Source organism: Microbacterium sp. EST19A, assembly GCF_019969685.1.
Classification (GTDB): Bacteria; Actinomycetota; Actinomycetes; order Actinomycetales; family Microbacteriaceae; genus Microbacterium.
Genome location: NZ_JAHXYZ010000002.1, coordinates 332351 through 348144, shown reverse-complemented (window position 1 = coordinate 348144; position 15794 = coordinate 332351). Strand labels below are relative to the sequence as shown.

The 15794-nt window shown below is 69.8% G+C and carries 13 protein-coding genes; 8 read left to right on the top strand and 5 right to left on the bottom strand.

Going from position 1 to position 15794, the window contains the following annotated elements; genetic code table 11:
* Positions 1-53 precede the first annotated feature (53 nt).
* From LC452_RS11730 to LC452_RS11720, 3 genes are read left to right on the top strand one after another with little or no spacing between them, the layout of a single operon-like run.
* Entirely contained in the window at positions 54-1280 is a 1227-nt protein-coding gene (locus LC452_RS11730; protein WP_223625415.1) for an LLM class flavin-dependent oxidoreductase, read from the top strand.
* Position 1281: 1 nt separating this feature from the next.
* Complete coding sequence (locus LC452_RS11725) at positions 1282-1926, top strand: FMN reductase (protein ID WP_223625413.1); 645 nt, start codon at positions 1282-1284, stop codon at positions 1924-1926.
* 60 nt (positions 1927-1986) lie between these two features.
* A complete protein-coding gene (locus LC452_RS11720) occupies positions 1987-3339 on the top strand; it encodes an FAD-binding oxidoreductase (RefSeq protein WP_223625410.1) in 1353 nt (450 codons plus the stop codon).
* 4 nt (positions 3340-3343) lie between these two features.
* Here LC452_RS11720 and LC452_RS11715 read toward each other — a convergent pair whose 3' ends face one another.
* Positions 3344-4036 (bottom strand): response regulator, encoded by a 693-nt coding sequence (locus LC452_RS11715; RefSeq protein WP_223625407.1) that lies wholly within the window; start codon positions 4034-4036, stop codon positions 3344-3346.
* A complete protein-coding gene (locus LC452_RS11710) occupies positions 4033-5316 on the bottom strand; it encodes an ATP-binding protein (protein ID WP_223625405.1) in 1284 nt (427 codons plus the stop codon). The genes LC452_RS11715 and LC452_RS11710 overlap by 4 nt, the downstream gene beginning before the upstream one ends.
* A 147-nt stretch (positions 5317-5463) precedes the next feature.
* Here LC452_RS11710 and LC452_RS11705 point away from each other — a divergent pair, with 147 nt between their 5' ends.
* A complete protein-coding gene (locus LC452_RS11705) occupies positions 5464-6906 on the top strand; it encodes a cation:dicarboxylate symporter family transporter (RefSeq protein WP_223625402.1) in 1443 nt (480 codons plus the stop codon).
* An 81-nt stretch (positions 6907-6987) separates the two neighbouring features.
* Here LC452_RS11705 and LC452_RS11700 read toward each other — a convergent pair whose 3' ends face one another.
* Positions 6988-7164, bottom strand: coding sequence for a DUF5302 domain-containing protein (locus tag LC452_RS11700; protein WP_165808049.1), 177 nt, complete (start codon positions 7162-7164; stop codon positions 6988-6990).
* Between the two features lie 37 nt (positions 7165-7201).
* On the bottom strand, positions 7202-7786 hold the full coding sequence (locus LC452_RS11695; protein WP_223625399.1) for a DedA family protein: 585 nt from the start codon (positions 7784-7786) through the stop codon (positions 7202-7204).
* Positions 7787-7925: 139 nt separating this feature from the next.
* Between LC452_RS11695 and LC452_RS11690 the strand changes: the two genes are divergently transcribed.
* Entirely contained in the window at positions 7926-9869 is a 1944-nt protein-coding gene (locus tag LC452_RS11690; protein WP_223625396.1) for a GDSL-type esterase/lipase family protein, read from the top strand.
* 36 nt (positions 9870-9905) lie between these two features.
* Here LC452_RS11690 and LC452_RS11685 read toward each other — a convergent pair whose 3' ends face one another.
* Positions 9906-11216 (bottom strand): UDP-glucose/GDP-mannose dehydrogenase family protein, encoded by a 1311-nt coding sequence (locus tag LC452_RS11685; RefSeq protein WP_223625394.1) that lies wholly within the window; start codon positions 11214-11216, stop codon positions 9906-9908.
* Between the two features lie 365 nt (positions 11217-11581).
* Here LC452_RS11685 and LC452_RS11680 point away from each other — a divergent pair, with 365 nt between their 5' ends.
* From LC452_RS11680 to LC452_RS11670, 3 genes are all read left to right on the top strand, one after another.
* Positions 11582-13855, top strand: coding sequence for a polyribonucleotide nucleotidyltransferase (locus LC452_RS11680; RefSeq protein ID WP_223625391.1), 2274 nt, complete (start codon positions 11582-11584; stop codon positions 13853-13855).
* Positions 13856-14071: 216 nt separating this feature from the next.
* Entirely contained in the window at positions 14072-15112 is a 1041-nt protein-coding gene (locus tag LC452_RS11675; RefSeq protein WP_223625389.1) for an aldo/keto reductase, read from the top strand.
* A gap of 69 nt (positions 15113-15181) precedes the next feature.
* Positions 15182-15784, top strand: a complete 603-nt coding sequence (locus tag LC452_RS11670; protein WP_223625386.1) for a histidine phosphatase family protein — start codon at positions 15182-15184, stop codon at positions 15782-15784.
* Positions 15785-15794: the final 10 nt, after the last annotated feature.

Here is a 15794-nt window from a genome sequence, read left to right as displayed (position 1 = left end):
CAAATGAATAGAAACGGATGCCGGGCATCCGGTTCGAGGAAAACGGAGCACTCATGAGCGAGCAGTCAGGCGCGCAGGCGATGCAGTTCGGCATCATGTCGGTCAGCGACATCACGCGCGATCCCACCACGGGCGTCACGCCCAGCGAGCAGGAGCGGATCAAGGCGACGCTGACCATCGCCACGCACGCCGAAGAGGTCGGACTCGACGTCTTCGCGATCGGCGAGCACCACAACCCGCCGTTCTGGTCCTCGAGCCCCACCACGTTCCTCGCGGCGCTCGCGGCGCAGACCGAGCGACTGATCGTCTCGACGTCGACGACGCTGATCACCACCAACGACCCGGTGCGCATCGCCGAGGAGTACGCGATGCTGCAGCACGTCTCCGACGGACGCATGGACCTCATGCTCGGCCGCGGCAACACCGGCCCTGTGTACCCGTGGTTCGGGCAGGACATCCGCCAGGGCCTTCCGCTCGCGATCGAGAACTACGCGCTGCTGCACAAGCTGTGGCGTGAGGATGTCGTCGACTTCGAGGGCAAGTTCCGCACCCCGCTGCAGGGCTTCACCTCGACGCCCCGTCCGCTCGACGGCATCGCGCCGTTCGTCTGGCACGGCTCGATCCGCACCCCGGAGATCGCCGAGCAGGCCGCGTACTACGGCGACGGCTTCTTCGCGAACAACATCTTCTGGCCGAAGGAGCACTACCAGCGCCTCATCGAGCTGTACCGCCAGCGCTACGCGCACTACGGACACGGCACGCCGGAGCAGGCGATCGTCGGACTCGGCGGTCAGGTGTTCATGGCGGCGAACTCGCAGGATGCCGCGAACCAGTTCCGTCCCTACTTCGACAATGCGCCGGTCTACGGTCACGGTCCGAGCATGGAGGACTTCACCGAGATGACCCCGCTGACGGTGGGATCGCCGCAGCAGATCATCGATCGCTACGCCGCGATGCGCGAGCACTACGGCGACTACCAGCGCCAGCTCTTCCTCGTCGATCACGCCGGACTCCCGCTCAAGATCGTGCTCGAGCAGCTCGACATCCTCGGCTCCGAGGTCGTGCCGGTTCTCCGCAAGGAGCTCGCGCAGGGTCGCCCGGAGAACGTGCCGGATGCACCCACGCACGCCGCCCGAGTCACGGCCGAGTTCGGCGACGGTCCGACGCGTCAGGCCCGACCCGGTGCCAACCGCGGTGACAACCTGACCGGCGACTCGCCCTACCAGGACACCCCGGCACCCGCGGGTTCGGCCTTCGGCCTCAGCCGGAAGGGAGCCTGAGATGACCGTCCGCAGGATCGCGGTCGTCTCCGCGGGGCTGTCGAACCCGTCCTCGACGCGCATGCTGGCCGACCGGCTGGCGGCGGAGACGGTGAAGGCGCTCCGCGAACGCGACATCGAGGCCAGCGTCGACGTGATCGAGCTGCGCGACTATGCGCACGACATCACCAACAACCTGCTCACCGGCTTCGCACCCCCGGCGCTGGAGACGGCGATCAACACCGTCGTGTCCGCTGACGCGCTGATCATGGTGACGCCGATCTTCTCGACGAGCTACTCGGGTCTGTTCAAGTCGTTCATCGACGTGCTCGATCCCGACGCGCTCACCGGGAAGCCGGTGCTGATCGGCGCGAACGCCGGAACGGCACGGCACTCGCTGGCGATCGACTATGCGATCCGCCCGCTGTTCGCCTACCTGCACGCGGAGACGGTCTCGACGGGCGTGTTCGCGGCATCGAGCGACTGGGGCGGCGCCGGCGACGATGTCGCTCCGCTCGCGAAGCGCGTCGAGAAGGGCGCCAAAGAGCTTGCGGACGCGATCGCCCGGCGGGATGCCGCCTCGGCCGCCGATCCGTATGATCCGGCCACCTATCTCGGCGAAGGCCGATCGTTCGGACACCTGCTCGGCGGTCTCGCGGGGGAGTGACGCCCTGATCGCGGTACGACGTCCGTCGACAATGTCGGACGGACGTCGTACCGTGTCGTCATGTCCTCGACCTCCTCGTTCGAAGCCGTCCGCCCGCGCCTGACCGGAGCGCTCATCCTTCCCGATGATCCGGAATACGACGACGCCCGGAAGCCCTGGAATCTCGCCGTCGACCAGCGCCCTGCCGCCGTGGCCGTGCCCGCCGATGTCGGCGACCTGACCGTGCTGCTCGAGACGGCCGCCGACACGGGGATCCCGCTCGCCGTGCAGCCCAGCGGGCACGGCGCCTCGGGCGATCTCGCCGGAGCGGTGATCGTGCGCATGCCGGCGTTCGACGAGCTCGAGGTCGATGTCGAGGCGGGAGTCCTGCACGTCGGCGCCGGTGTGCGCTGGGGTGCGGTGGTCGACGCGCTGGAGGCCACCGGGTGGGCGGCGCCGGCCGGCACGAGTCCCGTGGTCAGCGTCGCCGGGTACACGCTGGGTGGCGGGCACTCGTGGTTCAGCCGCACCGCCGGACTCGGCTCCGACAACGTGCGGGCGGCGTGGGTGCTGCGCACCGACGGCACGCACGAACGGGTCGACGACGACAGCGACCCGGAACTCCTGTGGGCGCTGCGAGGCGCCGGCGGCATCGTCGGGATCGTGACCGCGCTCGAGATCGAACTGGTGCGCACGCCCGCCCTGTGGGGTGCGAGCCTCACGTTCGACGTGTCGGATGCCGCGGCGGTCATCCGGGCGGTGCGCGATCTCTCGGCCGACGCGCCCGCCACGCTCAACGTCTTCATGAACTCGATGCGCATGCCCGACGCTCCGCAACTGCCCGAGGAGATCCGCGGGCGCAGCTTCCTCGAGGTCCAGGCGCTGTCCGTCGACGGCGACGCGAGCGCTCTGCTCGACCGCGTGCGCGGCGCCGGCACGGTTCAGCGTGACACGACCGGACCGACATCGCCGGCCGCCCTCGTCGCGGCATCGAACGAGCCGACCGACCCGATGCCGGGTCGTGGCGCATCCATGGCCCTCTCGTCGTTCGACGACGCCACGATCGACGCACTCGTGGCCTACCGCGAGCTGCCGGAGCAGGGTCCGATCATGGGGATCGACATCCGGATGCTGGGCGGCGCGCTCGATTCCCCGCAGCGCCGCGGATTCGCCTCCCTGCAGTCCGCCGGCTGGTTGCTGCATGCGCTCGCCCCGATCTTCCCCGGTGCGCCGCTCGAGCCGGGCGACGCGAGCCTTGCGGGCTTCGTCGGTCTGCTGGCGCATGCCGAAGCTCCGCGCACGGTCCCGACGTTTCTCGGACCGGGGCAGACCCTCGAACGCTGCGGCAGTCCCGCCGACCTCGAGCGGCTGCGTGCGCTGCGTGCCGCCGCCGATCCGCGCGGGGTGCTGTACGCCGGTCGCCTCCCGCGCTGAGCACTCAGAGGCCGTCGGCGCCCCGGCTCCAGCCGTACTCGGTCTCGGGGCGACCACGGGCGCCGTATCGAGCGGAGCGGCGGAGGACGCCCTCGGCTGCGAGATGCTCGAGGTAGCGCCGCACGGCGACCCGCGACATCCCGAGGCGCTCCGCCGCTTCGCTCGCCGACAGCGGCCCCGCGGCGCGCAGGGCGGCGGTCACGCGCTCCAGTGACGCGGCGGACAGCCCTTTCGGAAGGGTGATCGTGCCTGTCGCCCGCCCCAGCAGCGCGTCGATCTCCGCCTGCGTCGCCTCGCCGGCCGTGGTGCTCGCGTGCTCGCGGTGCGCGCGATACTGCTCCATCCGCTCCTTGAACACGGCGAAGGGGAACGGCTTCACGAGGTACTGGAAGACCCCGAGCGCGGCCATCTGCCGCACCGTCTCGGCGTCGCGCACCCCCGTGATCGCGATCACGTCGACGGATGCCGATCGCGCCCGCAGCGCCCGCAGCACGTCGATGCCCGAGCCGTCCGGCATCGTGATGTCCAGCAGGACCAGGTCGAACGCGTCCGCACCCTGCCGTTCCAGCACGGCGCTCACCGCGGCGCGCGCGCCGCTGCACTCGCCCGACACCGTGAATCCGTCGAGGCGTGCCACGTAGTCGCGATGGAGCTCGAGGGTCAGCGCATCGTCGTCGACCAGCAGTGTCCTGATCATGAGCGCGACCTCCGTGATCCCGCCGGGGGCAGCACGACGCGGAACGTCGTCGGGTCGTCGGTGAGCGTCACGGAGCCGCCGACGCCGTGGACGACCGAACGCACGAGCGCCAGTCCGATGCCTCGGCCCTGGGCATCCGCCGGCTTCGTCGAGAAGCCCTGCTGGAAGATCCGTTCTCGGTCTTCGCTCGGCACGCCCGACCCGCTGTCGGAGACCTCGAGCACGATGCCGCCGTCCTCAGCGGGGGTCAGCGACACCTCCACCCAGCGGTGCTCCACCTCCGCCGCGGCATCCATCGCGTTGTCGACGAGGTTGCCGAGCACCGACACGCTGTCCACGGTCGAGAGCGGCGAGCGCGGCGTGTCGGGGTCGATCTGCACGCGCCAGTCGATGCCCCGCTCCTTCGCCTGCGACGCCTTGCCGAGCAGCAGCGCACCGACCGCGGGGTCGCCCTGGCGCCGGGCGGTGACCTGGTCCACGAGCGACTGGCTCTGGCGGGAGGTCTCGGTGAGGATCTCGATCGCCTCGTCGCGGCGTCCGAGTTCCAGGAGCGCGACCGCGGTGTGCATCCGATTGCCGTGCTCGTGGGTCTGGGCGCGCAGGGCCTCGCCCAGGGTGCGGATCGACTCGTAGGAGGACACGGCGTCGCGCAGCTGCCCGGGCGGCAGGTCGCCGGCGATGCGCCGGGTGACCCGGCGGGCGATCAGGGCACCGAAGGCGCCGAGGGCCACGAGCCCGGCCGTGATCCCGAGCGAGAGGGGGAGCCGGCGCACCAGCGTCTCGCTGATCGACTCGGTCGTGACGCCCGCCGCCACCCACCCGACCAGAGCGTCATCGGCGTCGAGGACCGGCACGATCGTGCGGACGGACGGGCCGAGTGTTCCGGTGAACTCCTCGGTGAGCGCCTGCGGTGCGGCGGGGATCGTCCCGAGGTACGGTCCGCCGATCTGGTCGAGATCGGGGTGGGTGACCCGCACCCCGTCGACGGTCATCACGGTGATGAAGTCGAGCCCGGCCTCGTCCACGACCTGCATGGCGTAGGGCTCGAGACGGCGCGTCGCAGCGCCCTCGTCGCCGTCCGCGAGCGAGGAGACCACATCAGGGGACGCGGCCAGCGAGATCGCGGCGGCCGCCGTCACCCGTTCAGCCTCGGCGCGGATGGCGCGCTGCGCCTCGACGACCAGGTACACCGCGACGAGCGCGCCGATCACGATCGCGGTGACGAGCAGCACGAGGAAGACGCGCGACGCGGTGCTGCGACCGTCAGAGGCATGTGCCATCGCATCCTCCGGTCGTCGTCGCTCTCGGTAGTGACCAATACGACCACAAATCGCGGCGCGGTGGGAAGTCCGCGACGGTGAATGTCATCGGCGACGAGGATGCCGCCGCACACATGACACGACGACGTTCATGATCAAGGAGGAAACATGGCCATCACAACGGGGTTCCGTCTGCCGGGGTTCAACTCGCGGCGCGGCAAGCAGTCCTGGGACCGGCACACCTGGCTCTACGTGTCGGTGATCATCGCGGTCGTGCTCGGCGCGCTCGTCGGGCTCATCTGGCCTGAGGTGGGGCAGGGGTTCGAGGCACTCGGCAAGGGTTTCGTGGCGCTGATCAAGATGATGATCGCCCCGATCATCTTCTGCACGATCGTCGTCGGAGTCGGATCCATCGCGAAGGCGGCGACGGTCGGGAAGATCGGCGGCCTGGCGCTGCTGTACTTCATGATCATGTCGACCTTCGCGCTCGCGATCGGTCTGGTCGTGGGCAACATCATCCACCCGGGATCCGGGCTCGACATGGCTGCCTCCACGTACGACCCCGAGGGCGCGGCCGAGGCCAAGACCACGCAGGAGTTCATCCTCGGGATCATCCCCGCGACGTTCTTCGGCGCCTTCACGGGCGAGAGCGTTCTGCAGGTGCTGTTCATCGCCCTCCTCGTCGGTTTCGCTCTGCAGGGTCTCGGCGACCGCGGCGCTCCGATCATGGACGCGGTGAAGCAGCTGCAGAAGCTGGTCTTCCGCATCCTCGGCATGATCCTCTGGCTGGCGCCCATCGGCGCCTTCGGTGCGATCGCGGCCGTCGTGGGCAAGACCGGCATCTCGGCGATCTGGAGCCTCGGCATCCTGATGGGCGCGTTCTACATCACGTGCGTCCTGTTCATCGTCGTGGTGCTGGGCACGCTGCTCTGGACCGTCACGCGGGTCAACATCTTCTCGCTCATGAAGTATCTGGGGCGCGAATACCTGCTGATCGTCGGCACCTCCTCGTCGGAGTCCGCGCTGCCGCGGCTGATCGCGAAGATGGAGCACGTCGGCGTCTCCAAGCCGGTCGTGGGCATCACGGTGCCGACCGGGTACTCGTTCAACCTCGACGGCACGGCGATCTACCTCACGATGGCGTCGCTGTTCATCGCGACGGGCATGGGCCAGCCGATGTCGATCAGTGAGCAGATCGGCCTGCTCGTGTTCATGATCATCGCGAGCAAGGGTGCCGCCGGCGTCACCGGGGCGGGACTCGCGACCCTCGCCGGCGGACTGCAGGCCTACCGCCCGGATCTGGTCGACGGCGTCGGCGTGATCGTCGGCATCGACCGCTTCATGTCGGAGGGACGCGCGCTGACCAACTTCACCGGCAACGCGGTCGCCACACTCCTCATCGGCACCTGGACCAAGCAGATCGACCGTGCTCGCACGCGTCGGGTGCTCAGCGGGGAGCTGCCTTTCGACGAGTCGATGCTGGACGGCGTCGATGCGCACGGGATGTCGGACGCTCCGGACGCCGCGGGTGTCCAGGAGCTCAGCGAGTCGGCCGTCGCGGAGATGGCAGCCAAGGAGCAGCGGGCCAAGGAGCGCGCCGCACAGCGCTGATCCCTGCTTCCACGGCGAACAGGCCGTATGAAGAAGAAAGGATGCGGAGGCCGGAGGAATCCGGCCTCCGCATCCGTGTGGTCAACCGCTCTTGCGTCGGAACTCGCGCCGCGTCTGCGGGGCGGCCGCGCCGTGCACGGCGGAATCGCCGTCGAGGTGCGACTCGCCCTGTCGGTGCTGCGCGTTCTTCTTCTCGAGCGCTTCCTTGAACTTGCGCTTCATCTCCTCGGAGGAGGTGGCGCCTTCTTCGGTGCTCATGCCCCGAGCCTAGAGCACGCTCGCGACGAGGGGGAGTTCAGGTCCGCCGTCTGCGGGTGACGACATCGATCAGCAGACCGACGCCGATCGCGACCGCGATCGACACCGGGACCGCGACGAGAGGCCCTCCGGGGACGATCGCGGCCACCGCGGCGCCGACCGCCGCCTGGTAGACGGCCCATCCGGTCGCGGCGAGCGTGACGAGGGCCAGATACCGCGGGGGATGGATACGCGACGCCCCGGCGACGAGGTTGATGGCGAGTCGGGCGAACGGCACGAACCGTGCCGTGAACAGCACGGTGGCGGTCCCTCCGTCGAGGCGTCGCCTCGCCCAGCCGAGAGCCTGCTGCACGCGGGGAGCGCGCATCCAGCGCCAGCGCTCGGTGCCGACGAGCCGGCCGATCAGGTAGCAGCACGCGTCTCCGACGGTCGCGGCGACCGCGGCGCAGACGATGACCGCCCACAGAGACGGCGCCCCGGTGGTGACGGCGAGCGCTCCCAGCGCCGTCACCGCGACCTCGCCGGGGATGACGACGAAGAAGGCGTCCCCGACGACGAGGAGGCTCATCAGCACCAGGCTCCAGGGGCTGTCGAGGGCATCGGCGAGCAGATCGGTCGGCACGGGTTCACTGTGCCCGTGGACGGTGAACGGAAACCAAAGAACGGATAGCCGGTGACCTGTGATCCAGCATCCGGTGAACATCTGGTGCCGAGGGTCGTTTCCGGAGGATCCCGCCCCTCGGCGCCGTCATCCTGAGGGTGTGAGAGTAGCGATCATCACGGAATCCTTCCTTCCGCACATGAACGGCGTGACCGGCTCGGTGCTGCAGATCCTGCGACACCTCGAGAACCGGGGGCACGACGCCCACGTCATCGCGCCCGCGGCCCTCGGCATGCCCGAGGCGGTGAGCGGCGCGCGCGTCGAGGCGATTCCGAGTCTCGCGCTGCCCGGCTACCGCAACGTGCGGGTGGGCACGTCGCCGGCGCACCGCGTCGCCGCCTCCCTGCGTCGGTTCCAGCCCGACGTCGTGCACCTGGCGTCGCCGTTCGCGCTCGGCTGGCGCGGGGTGCTCGCGGCCGAACGACTCGACGTGGCCTCCGTCGCGGCCTATCAGACCGACGTCGCCGCGTACACCGAGCGGTACCGGATCGCGGCGACCACGGGCATCGCCCAGACGCACATCGCCCGGCTCCACCGCCGCGCGACGATGACGCTGGCGCCGTCCGTGGAATCGGCACAGCAGCTCGCCTCTCTCGGTATCGACCGTGTGCGGAGGTGGGGGAGAGGCGTCGATGCCGAACGCTTCCAGCCTTCCCGCCGCAGCAGCGACCTGCGCGCGTCCTGGGGTGCCGACGTCGTGATCGGCTACGTCGGCCGGCTGGCTCCGGAGAAGCAGGTCGAGGATCTCGTCGCCCTCCGCGGCATCCCGGGCACCCGCCTGGTGATCGTGGGCGACGGCCCGACCCGATCGCGGCTGGAAGACCTCCTCCCGGAGGCGCTGTTCCTCGGTCACCTCGACGGTGACGCGCTCGCCGCGGCGATGGCCTCGTTCGACGTTTTCGTGCACCCGGGGGAGAGCGAGACGTTCGGCCAGACGCTGCAGGAGGCGCACGCGAGCGGCGTGCCCGTGATCGCGACCGGCCGCGGCGGTCCGCTCGACCTCGTCCGCATGGGCATCGACGGCTGGCTGTACCGTCCAGGAGACCTCGACGATCTGCGGATGCGCGTCGCCGATCTCGCCGGAGACGCCCGCAAGCGCCGGGCGTTCGGCGAGGCCGGACTCGAAGCCGTGCAGGGGCGCAGCTGGGCGAGCGTCTGCGACCAGCTCCTCGGACACTTCGACGATGCCCGGGAGCTGCACCGGGTGGATGCCGGAGCGCGCGCTCGCCGCGTGGTGCGTCCGGAGGCCGCAGCACCCGTCTCGCCGCGACGGTGGCGCCGCTACGTCGCCCTCGGCGATTCGCTCACCGAGGGGCTCTGCGATCCCGCACCCGACGGAGCCCTGCGCGGCTGGGCCGACCGTCTCGCGCTGCTGCTCGCCGCCCGGGGCGGACTCCACTACGCGAACCTCGCGATCCGCTCGAAGCGCGTGAGCGACGTGTGCGGCACGCAGCTCGATCGAGCGCTCGAGCTGCGTCCCGATCTGGTCTCGATCCTGATCGGAGCGAACGACCTGGTGAAGCATCGCGTCGACGTCGCTGCGCTCGCCGCGCGGCTGGAGGGCGCGGTGCGGCAGCTCCGCGACATCGGCGCCGACGTGGTGCTGGTGACCCCGTTCCTTCCGGGACGACGCGCCGCTTCGATCTACACCCGGCGCTTCGCCGCCTTCGCGACCGCTCTCGCCGGGATCGCCGCACGCACGGGCGCGATCCTCATCGACACCGATCTGCATCCGACACTGCCGGAGCGACCCAACTGGGGCGAGGATCTCGTGCACCTGAGCAGTCGCGGTCACCGGTTCCTCGCGTACCGGGCGGCCGAGGTCCTGGGTGTTCCGGATGCCGATGCGCTCGGTGTGCTGGATGCCGCGCTGCACGAGAACGAGACGATCGGCGCCGGGGTGTGGTGGCGCCGGCACGCGCTGCCGTGGGTGTGGCGCCGCCTGCACGGTCGAGCCGCGGGCGACGGCCGCTCGGCGAAGCACGACGACTACGTCTATCTCGGACGGTCCTCCGCCGTGCGCGGCGTCTTCTCCGGTCGTTGACCGAGCGGGCGAGCGAGGGAGGCGAGACGAGACGCCTCAGCGCCGTCCCATGCCGTGGTACTGCCAACCGGCGGCCCGCCACGCGGCGGCATCGAGGCAGTTCCGGCCGTCGACGACGATGCGGCCCCGCACCAGACCTCCGGCGTGTGCGGGTGACAGGTCACGGCGGTACTCGTCCCACTCGGTGACGATCACGACCGCGTCCGCCTCCCGCAGCGCATCGTCGCGTTCGCGGGCATAGCCGAGCTGCGGGTGCGCGGCCTGCGCGTTGTCGATCGCCGCCGGGTCGGTCACCACGACGTCGGCGCCGAGCCCGCGCAGCCGCACGGCGACATCGAGGGCGGGCGAGTCGCGGATGTCGTCGCTGAAGGGCTTGAACGCCGCCCCCAGCACGGCGATGCGTCGGCCGAAGACGAGACCGCCGAGCGCGTCGACGACGAGCTGCACGGCTCGGTCGCGCCGGCGCAGGTTGATGGCGTCGACCTCGCGCAGGAATCCGACAGCCTCCCCGCGCCCGAGCTCTTCGGCGCGTGCGGCGAAGGCGCGGATGTCCTTCGGAAGGCACCCGCCGCCGAAGCCGATGCCGGAGCCGAGGTAGCGGCGTCCGATGCGGCCGTCGTGCCCGAGCGCGTCCGCGAGGAGCGTGACGTCCGCGCCGGCCGCCTCGGCGATCTCGGCCATCGCGTTGATGAACGAGATCTTGGTGGCGAGGAAGGCGTTCGCCGCGCCCTTGACCAGCTCGGCCGTCGCGAGGTCGGTCACGAGGAACGGCGTCCCCGCATCGAGGGCGGAGCCGTACGCCTCACGGAGCACATCGACCGCGCGCTCGCCGTCGGCACCGGGTTCCGCGCCGACGACGAGCCGGTCCGGTGTGAGGGTGTCGTGGACGGCCCACCCCTCCCGGAGGAACTCGGGATTCCAGACGAGGGTCGCGCCGCTGCCCGCGATCCTTTCGGCCAGCCGTGCGGCGGTGCCGACCGGGACCGTCGACTTCCCTGCCAGCACGTCGCCCGGACGGAGGTGGGGGAGCAGGGCATCCACCGCGGCGTCGACGTACCGGAGGTCGGCGGCGTGGCCGCCGGCCAGTTGCGGCGTGCCGACGGCCAGGAAGTGCACGTCCGCCCCCGCAGCATCGGCCATGCTGCTGCGGAAGCGCAGGCGGCCGGAGGCGAGGCCGTCCGCGAGCAGCTCGGTGAGCTGCGGCTCGAAGAAGGGCGCCGTCCCGGAGGCGAGTGCCGCGACCTTGCCTTCGTCGACGTCGATGCCGACGACGTCGTGTCCGATCGAGGCCATGGCCGCGGCGTGCACGGCACCGAGGTACCCGCAGCCGATCACTGACATGCGCATGACGTCAGCACAGCGGATGCCGATCTCGTCCCGGCATCCGGACGGTGAACGCCCCGTGGCCGGGACGTGTCCGATCCGCCGCACAGGTCCGCTCGCGGGATTCCGGGGATCCCGCTGGTAGGCTGGGTGAGGTTGACGTGTGTCGACTGCACAATTTCATATCGACTCATGGAGCGAGCGGCGGAGAAGCTGGTCCCCTGTGGTGGGTTCCTCGGCAGGAGATGTCGGGTGGCTTTCTACTGGTGGCCAGCGCAGGCGATGTTCGCGGGAGTGCCCGCGCGCCCGAACCCTGCTGTTTCCGCTCCTCTTGAATGCGCTCGCGCGTCATACGGATTCGCGAGTCTAAACAAAGAAGGAGAGACCTCTTGGAAGGTCCTGAAATCACCGCCACCGAGGCCGTTCTCGACAACGGCCGCTTCGGCACCCGCACCATCCGCTTCGAGACCGGCCGCCTCGCGCAGCAGGCTCAGGGCGCAGTCGCCGCGTACCTCGACGGCGAGACCATGCTCCTCTCGGCCACCAGCGCAGGCAAGCACCCGCGCGAGGGCTTCGACTTCTTCCCGCTGACGGTCGACGTCGAGGAGCGCTCCTACGCCGCCGGCAAGATCCCCGGCTCGTTCTTCCGTCGTGAGGGTCGTCCCTCCACCGAGGCGATCCTCGTCTGCCGTCTGATCGACCGTCCGCTGCGTCCGTCGTTCGTCGACGGCCTCCGCAACGAGGTCCAGGTCGTCATCACCGTGATGTCGATCGCTCCGGGCGAGTTCTACGACGCCCTCGCGATCAACGCCGCGTCGGCTTCGACCCAGATCTCGGGTCTCCCGTTCTCCGGCCCCGTCGCCGGTGTCCGCCTGGCGTTCGTGCCGGGCCACGGCGAGAACGCCGACCAGTGGGTCGCGTTCCCGACCGCCGACCAGGTGAAGGAAGCCGTCTTCGACCTGATCGTCGCCGGCCGCGTCGTCACCAAGGCCGATGGCACCGAAGACGTCGCGATCATGATGGTCGAGGCTGAAGCCACCGAGGGCAGCTGGAACCTGATCAAGGCCGGCGCGACGAAGCCGAACGAGGATGTCGTGGCCCAGGGCCTCGAGGCCTCGAAGCCGTTCATCGCGCAGCTGGTGAAGGCTCAGGCCGAGCTCGCCGCGACCGCGTCGAAGGAGCCGGGCGTCTACCCGGTCTTCCCGGCGTACAGCCAGGAGGTCTACGACTTCGTCGCCGGCCGTTCCTACGACGAGCTCGTCGGCGTCTACCAGATCGCCGACAAGGTCGAGCGTCAGACGGCGGACGACGCGGTCAAGGATCGCGTCAAGGCCGAGCTCATCGAGGCCACCGAATCGGGCTCGCTGCCTGCTGCGGCCCCGCTCGAGTTCTCCGCCGCGTACAAGTCGGTCACGAAGAAGATCGTCCGCGGTCGCATCCTCACCGAGGGCGCTCGCATCGACGGTCGTGGCCTTGCGGACATCCGTCCGCTCGACGCCGAGGTGCAGGTCATCCCGCGCGTGCACGGCTCCGCGATCTTCCAGCGCGGCGAGACCCAGATCCTGGGCGTCACCACGCTGAACATGCTCAAGATGGAGCAGCAGATCGATTCGCTGTCGCCGGTCACGAGCAAGCGGTACATGCACCACTACAACTTCCCGCCGTACTCGACCGGTGAGACCGGCCGTGTCGGTTCGCCGAAGCGTCGCGAGATCGGGCACGGCTTCCTCGCCGAGCGCGCGCTCGTGCCGGTGCTGCCGAGCCGCGAGGAGTTCCCGTACGCGATCCGTCAGGTGTCCGAGGCGCTGAGCTCCAACGGCTCCACGTCGATGGGCTCCGTCTGCGCGTCGACCCTGTCGCTGCTGAACGCGGGTGTGCCGCTGCGCGCTCCCGTCGCCGGTATCGCGATGGGTCTCGTCTCCGACGAGGTCAACGGTGAGACCCGCTACGCGGCTCTGACCGACATCCTGGGTGCGGAAGACGCTCTCGGCGACATGGACTTCAAGGTCGCCGGTACCAGCGAGTTCGTCACGGCGATCCAGCTCGACACGAAGCTCGACGGCATCCCGACGCAGGTTCTCGCCGGTGCGCTGACGCAGGCGCGCGATGCGCGTCTGACGATCCTCAACGTCCTGAACGCCGCGATCGACGCTCCCGACGAGATGGCGCCGACCGCGCCGCGCGTCATCAGCGTGCAGATCCCGGTCGACAAGATCGGCGAGCTGATCGGCCCGAAGGGCAAGACGATCAACGCGATCCAGGATGAGACCGGCGCGCAGATCTCCATCGAGGAGGACGGCACCGTCTACATCGGCGCGACGGACGGCCCCTCGGCCGAGGCCGCTCGTGCGCAGGTGAACGCGATCGCGAACCCGACCAACCCGGAGATCGGCGAGCAGTTCCTCGGAACCGTCGTGAAGATCGCCACGTTCGGCGCCTTCGTCTCGCTGCTTCCCGGCAAGGACGGCCTGCTGCACGTCACCGAGGTGCGCAAGCTCGCCGGTGGCAAGCGCGTCGAGAACGTCGACGACGTCCTCTCGGTCGGCCAGAAGATCCTCGTGAAGATCACGAAGATCGACGACCGCGGCAAGCTGTCGCTGGAGCCCGTCATCGACGAGGCGCCGGCCGCGGAGGCCGCGCCCGTCGAGGCTGCAGCCGAGTAAGCACCACGCTCGAACCGGAACCCGGGTCCGTCCGCACAGGACGGGCCCGGGTTCTGTCGTCGGAGACGTGATCAAACCGTTATCGGAAGTTTTCGCGCCGTTCCCCTGATTGGTCGGGACGTTCGCCGATGTCGCTTACCCTCGAAGTACGCACCGGGGGGTGCACACGAGCAGTGACGCAGGTCGGCACGCACCGATCGACGCGGGGGTGAGAGTATGCGGTTGTTCAGCGTAGGCGCGGGAGCGTCAGACGAGCGAGCCCAGGGGGCTGCAGAGCCCGCCTCCATCGAGCATCCCTCCGCCCCGATCCCGATCGTCGGACCAGGAGTCGGCGAGAACGTCCGGCAGCCGCTCGGAGAGACGGGTTTCGAGACCTTCCCGCTGATGCTGGGTGCTGCCGAGTTCGGCTGGAACGTCGACCTCGAGACGAGCCACGGCATCCTCGATCGCTACGTGGAGTTCGGCGGCAATGCGATCCACACCGCCGACGGATTCTCGGGCGGGCGCAGCGAGCACATCATCGGACAGTGGCTCCGGTCGCGCGGGCAGCGCGAGCGGGCGATCCTGAGCGTGCGCATCGGCGCCCACGCCGACAATCCCGGGCTCGGCTCCGTGAACCTCGTCCGCGCCGTCGAGGGATCGCTGACGCGTCTCGGCGTCGAGCGCATCGACGTGCTGTACCTCGATGCGACGCTCGACAAGACCACGAACGTCGAAGACACGCTCGCGACGGTCGAGTGGCTCAAGGACGCCGGCAAGATCGGTGCCGTCGGGGCGTTCGGGTTCGCGCCGGAACGTCTGGTCGAGGCGCGCATCCTGGCCTCGGCCGGCTACCCCCGCATCGAGGTGATCGACGCGCCGTACAACCTGCTGCGCCGGCAGCCGTTCGAGGGCGACCTGCGTCTCGTCGCCGGGGCTCAGAACCTCGCCGTGACGCCCTCGCACGCGCTCGAGCACGGCTTCCTGTCGGGTCGTCACCGCAGCAAGGCGCTGACGTCGCAGGGCGTCCGCGGCGAGCAGCTGCGCGGTCACCTCAACCGACGCGGGATCAAGATCCTCCGCGCTCTCGACCAGGTCGCCGCCGAACTCGCGGTACCCGTTGCCGCGATCTCGATCGCCTGGCTCCTGGCGCAGCGCACCATCGCGGCGCCGATCGTGAACACGTTCGCGACCGATCACGTCGACGAGCTGATGCAGGGTGCCGGTGTCACACTGTCGCGTACGCAGGTCGCCGAGCTCACGCGTGCCGGCAACTGAGCAGCGTCCGCCCTGTGACATAGGGTGGATGAGAGGCCCGGCGGATGCTGGCGATGAAGCGAGCGAGTTGTGACGCACTACATATATCTGGTCAGACACGGTGAACATCAGGATGCCGAGCACGGTCTCGCCGACGGACCCCTGTCGCCGCGCGGTCAGCGCCAGGCCGAGTTGATCGCCGACCGGCTCTCGGGTCTCCCGCTCGACGCGGTCTGGCACTCTCCGCTGCTGCGGGCCGACGAGACGGCCCGCGCCATCGCCGGGCGTCTGCCGTCGGTGACCCCCGAGCCGACGGCTCTGCTGTTCGACTGCGTCCCGACGGGTATGACCGACGAGACGCCCGCCGCGTACGAGCCCTTCTTCGGGTCGATCTCGGACGCCGAGATCGACGCCGGTCGTGCGCAGATGGACGACGCGGTCAACGAGTTCCTCATGCGCAAGAACGGCGAGGTCCACGAGGTCCTCATCACGCACAACTTCGTCATCGCGTGGTTCGTCCGTGAGGTGCTCGGTGCGCCGGAGTGGCGCTGGATGACACTCAACCAGGCGCACTGCGGGCTGACGATCATCGCGCAGAAGCAGGGGCGTCCCTGGACGCTGCTCAATCACAACGACACGGGTCATCTGCCCTTCGAGCTGCGCACCGGCATCCCCGACCCGATGCCGGTCTGAGCCCCGCGCG

Bases quoted from the DNA above. Each gene is read 5' to 3' on its own strand.
- LC452_RS11725 (WP_223625413.1), top strand. From the start codon at position 1,282: ATGACCGTCCGCAGGATCGCGGTCGTCTCCGCGGGGCTGTCGAACCCG.
- LC452_RS11720 (WP_223625410.1), top strand. From the start codon at position 1,987: ATGTCCTCGACCTCCTCGTTCGAAGCCGTCCGCCCGCGCCTGACCGGA.
- LC452_RS11700 (WP_165808049.1), bottom strand. From the start codon at position 7,164: ATGAGCACCGAAGAAGGCGCCACCTCCTCCGAGGAGATGAAGCGCAAG.
- LC452_RS11685 (WP_223625394.1), bottom strand. From the start codon at position 11,216: ATGCGCATGTCAGTGATCGGCTGCGGGTACCTCGGTGCCGTGCACGCC.
- LC452_RS11675 (WP_223625389.1), top strand. From the start codon at position 14,072: ATGCGGTTGTTCAGCGTAGGCGCGGGAGCGTCAGACGAGCGAGCCCAG.
- LC452_RS11710 (WP_223625405.1), bottom strand. From the start codon at position 5,316: ATGGCACATGCCTCTGACGGTCGCAGCACCGCGTCGCGCGTCTTCCTC.
- LC452_RS11705 (WP_223625402.1), top strand. From the start codon at position 5,464: ATGGCCATCACAACGGGGTTCCGTCTGCCGGGGTTCAACTCGCGGCGC.
- LC452_RS11730 (WP_223625415.1), top strand. From the start codon at position 54: ATGAGCGAGCAGTCAGGCGCGCAGGCGATGCAGTTCGGCATCATGTCG.
- LC452_RS11715 (WP_223625407.1), bottom strand. From the start codon at position 4,036: ATGATCAGGACACTGCTGGTCGACGACGATGCGCTGACCCTCGAGCTC.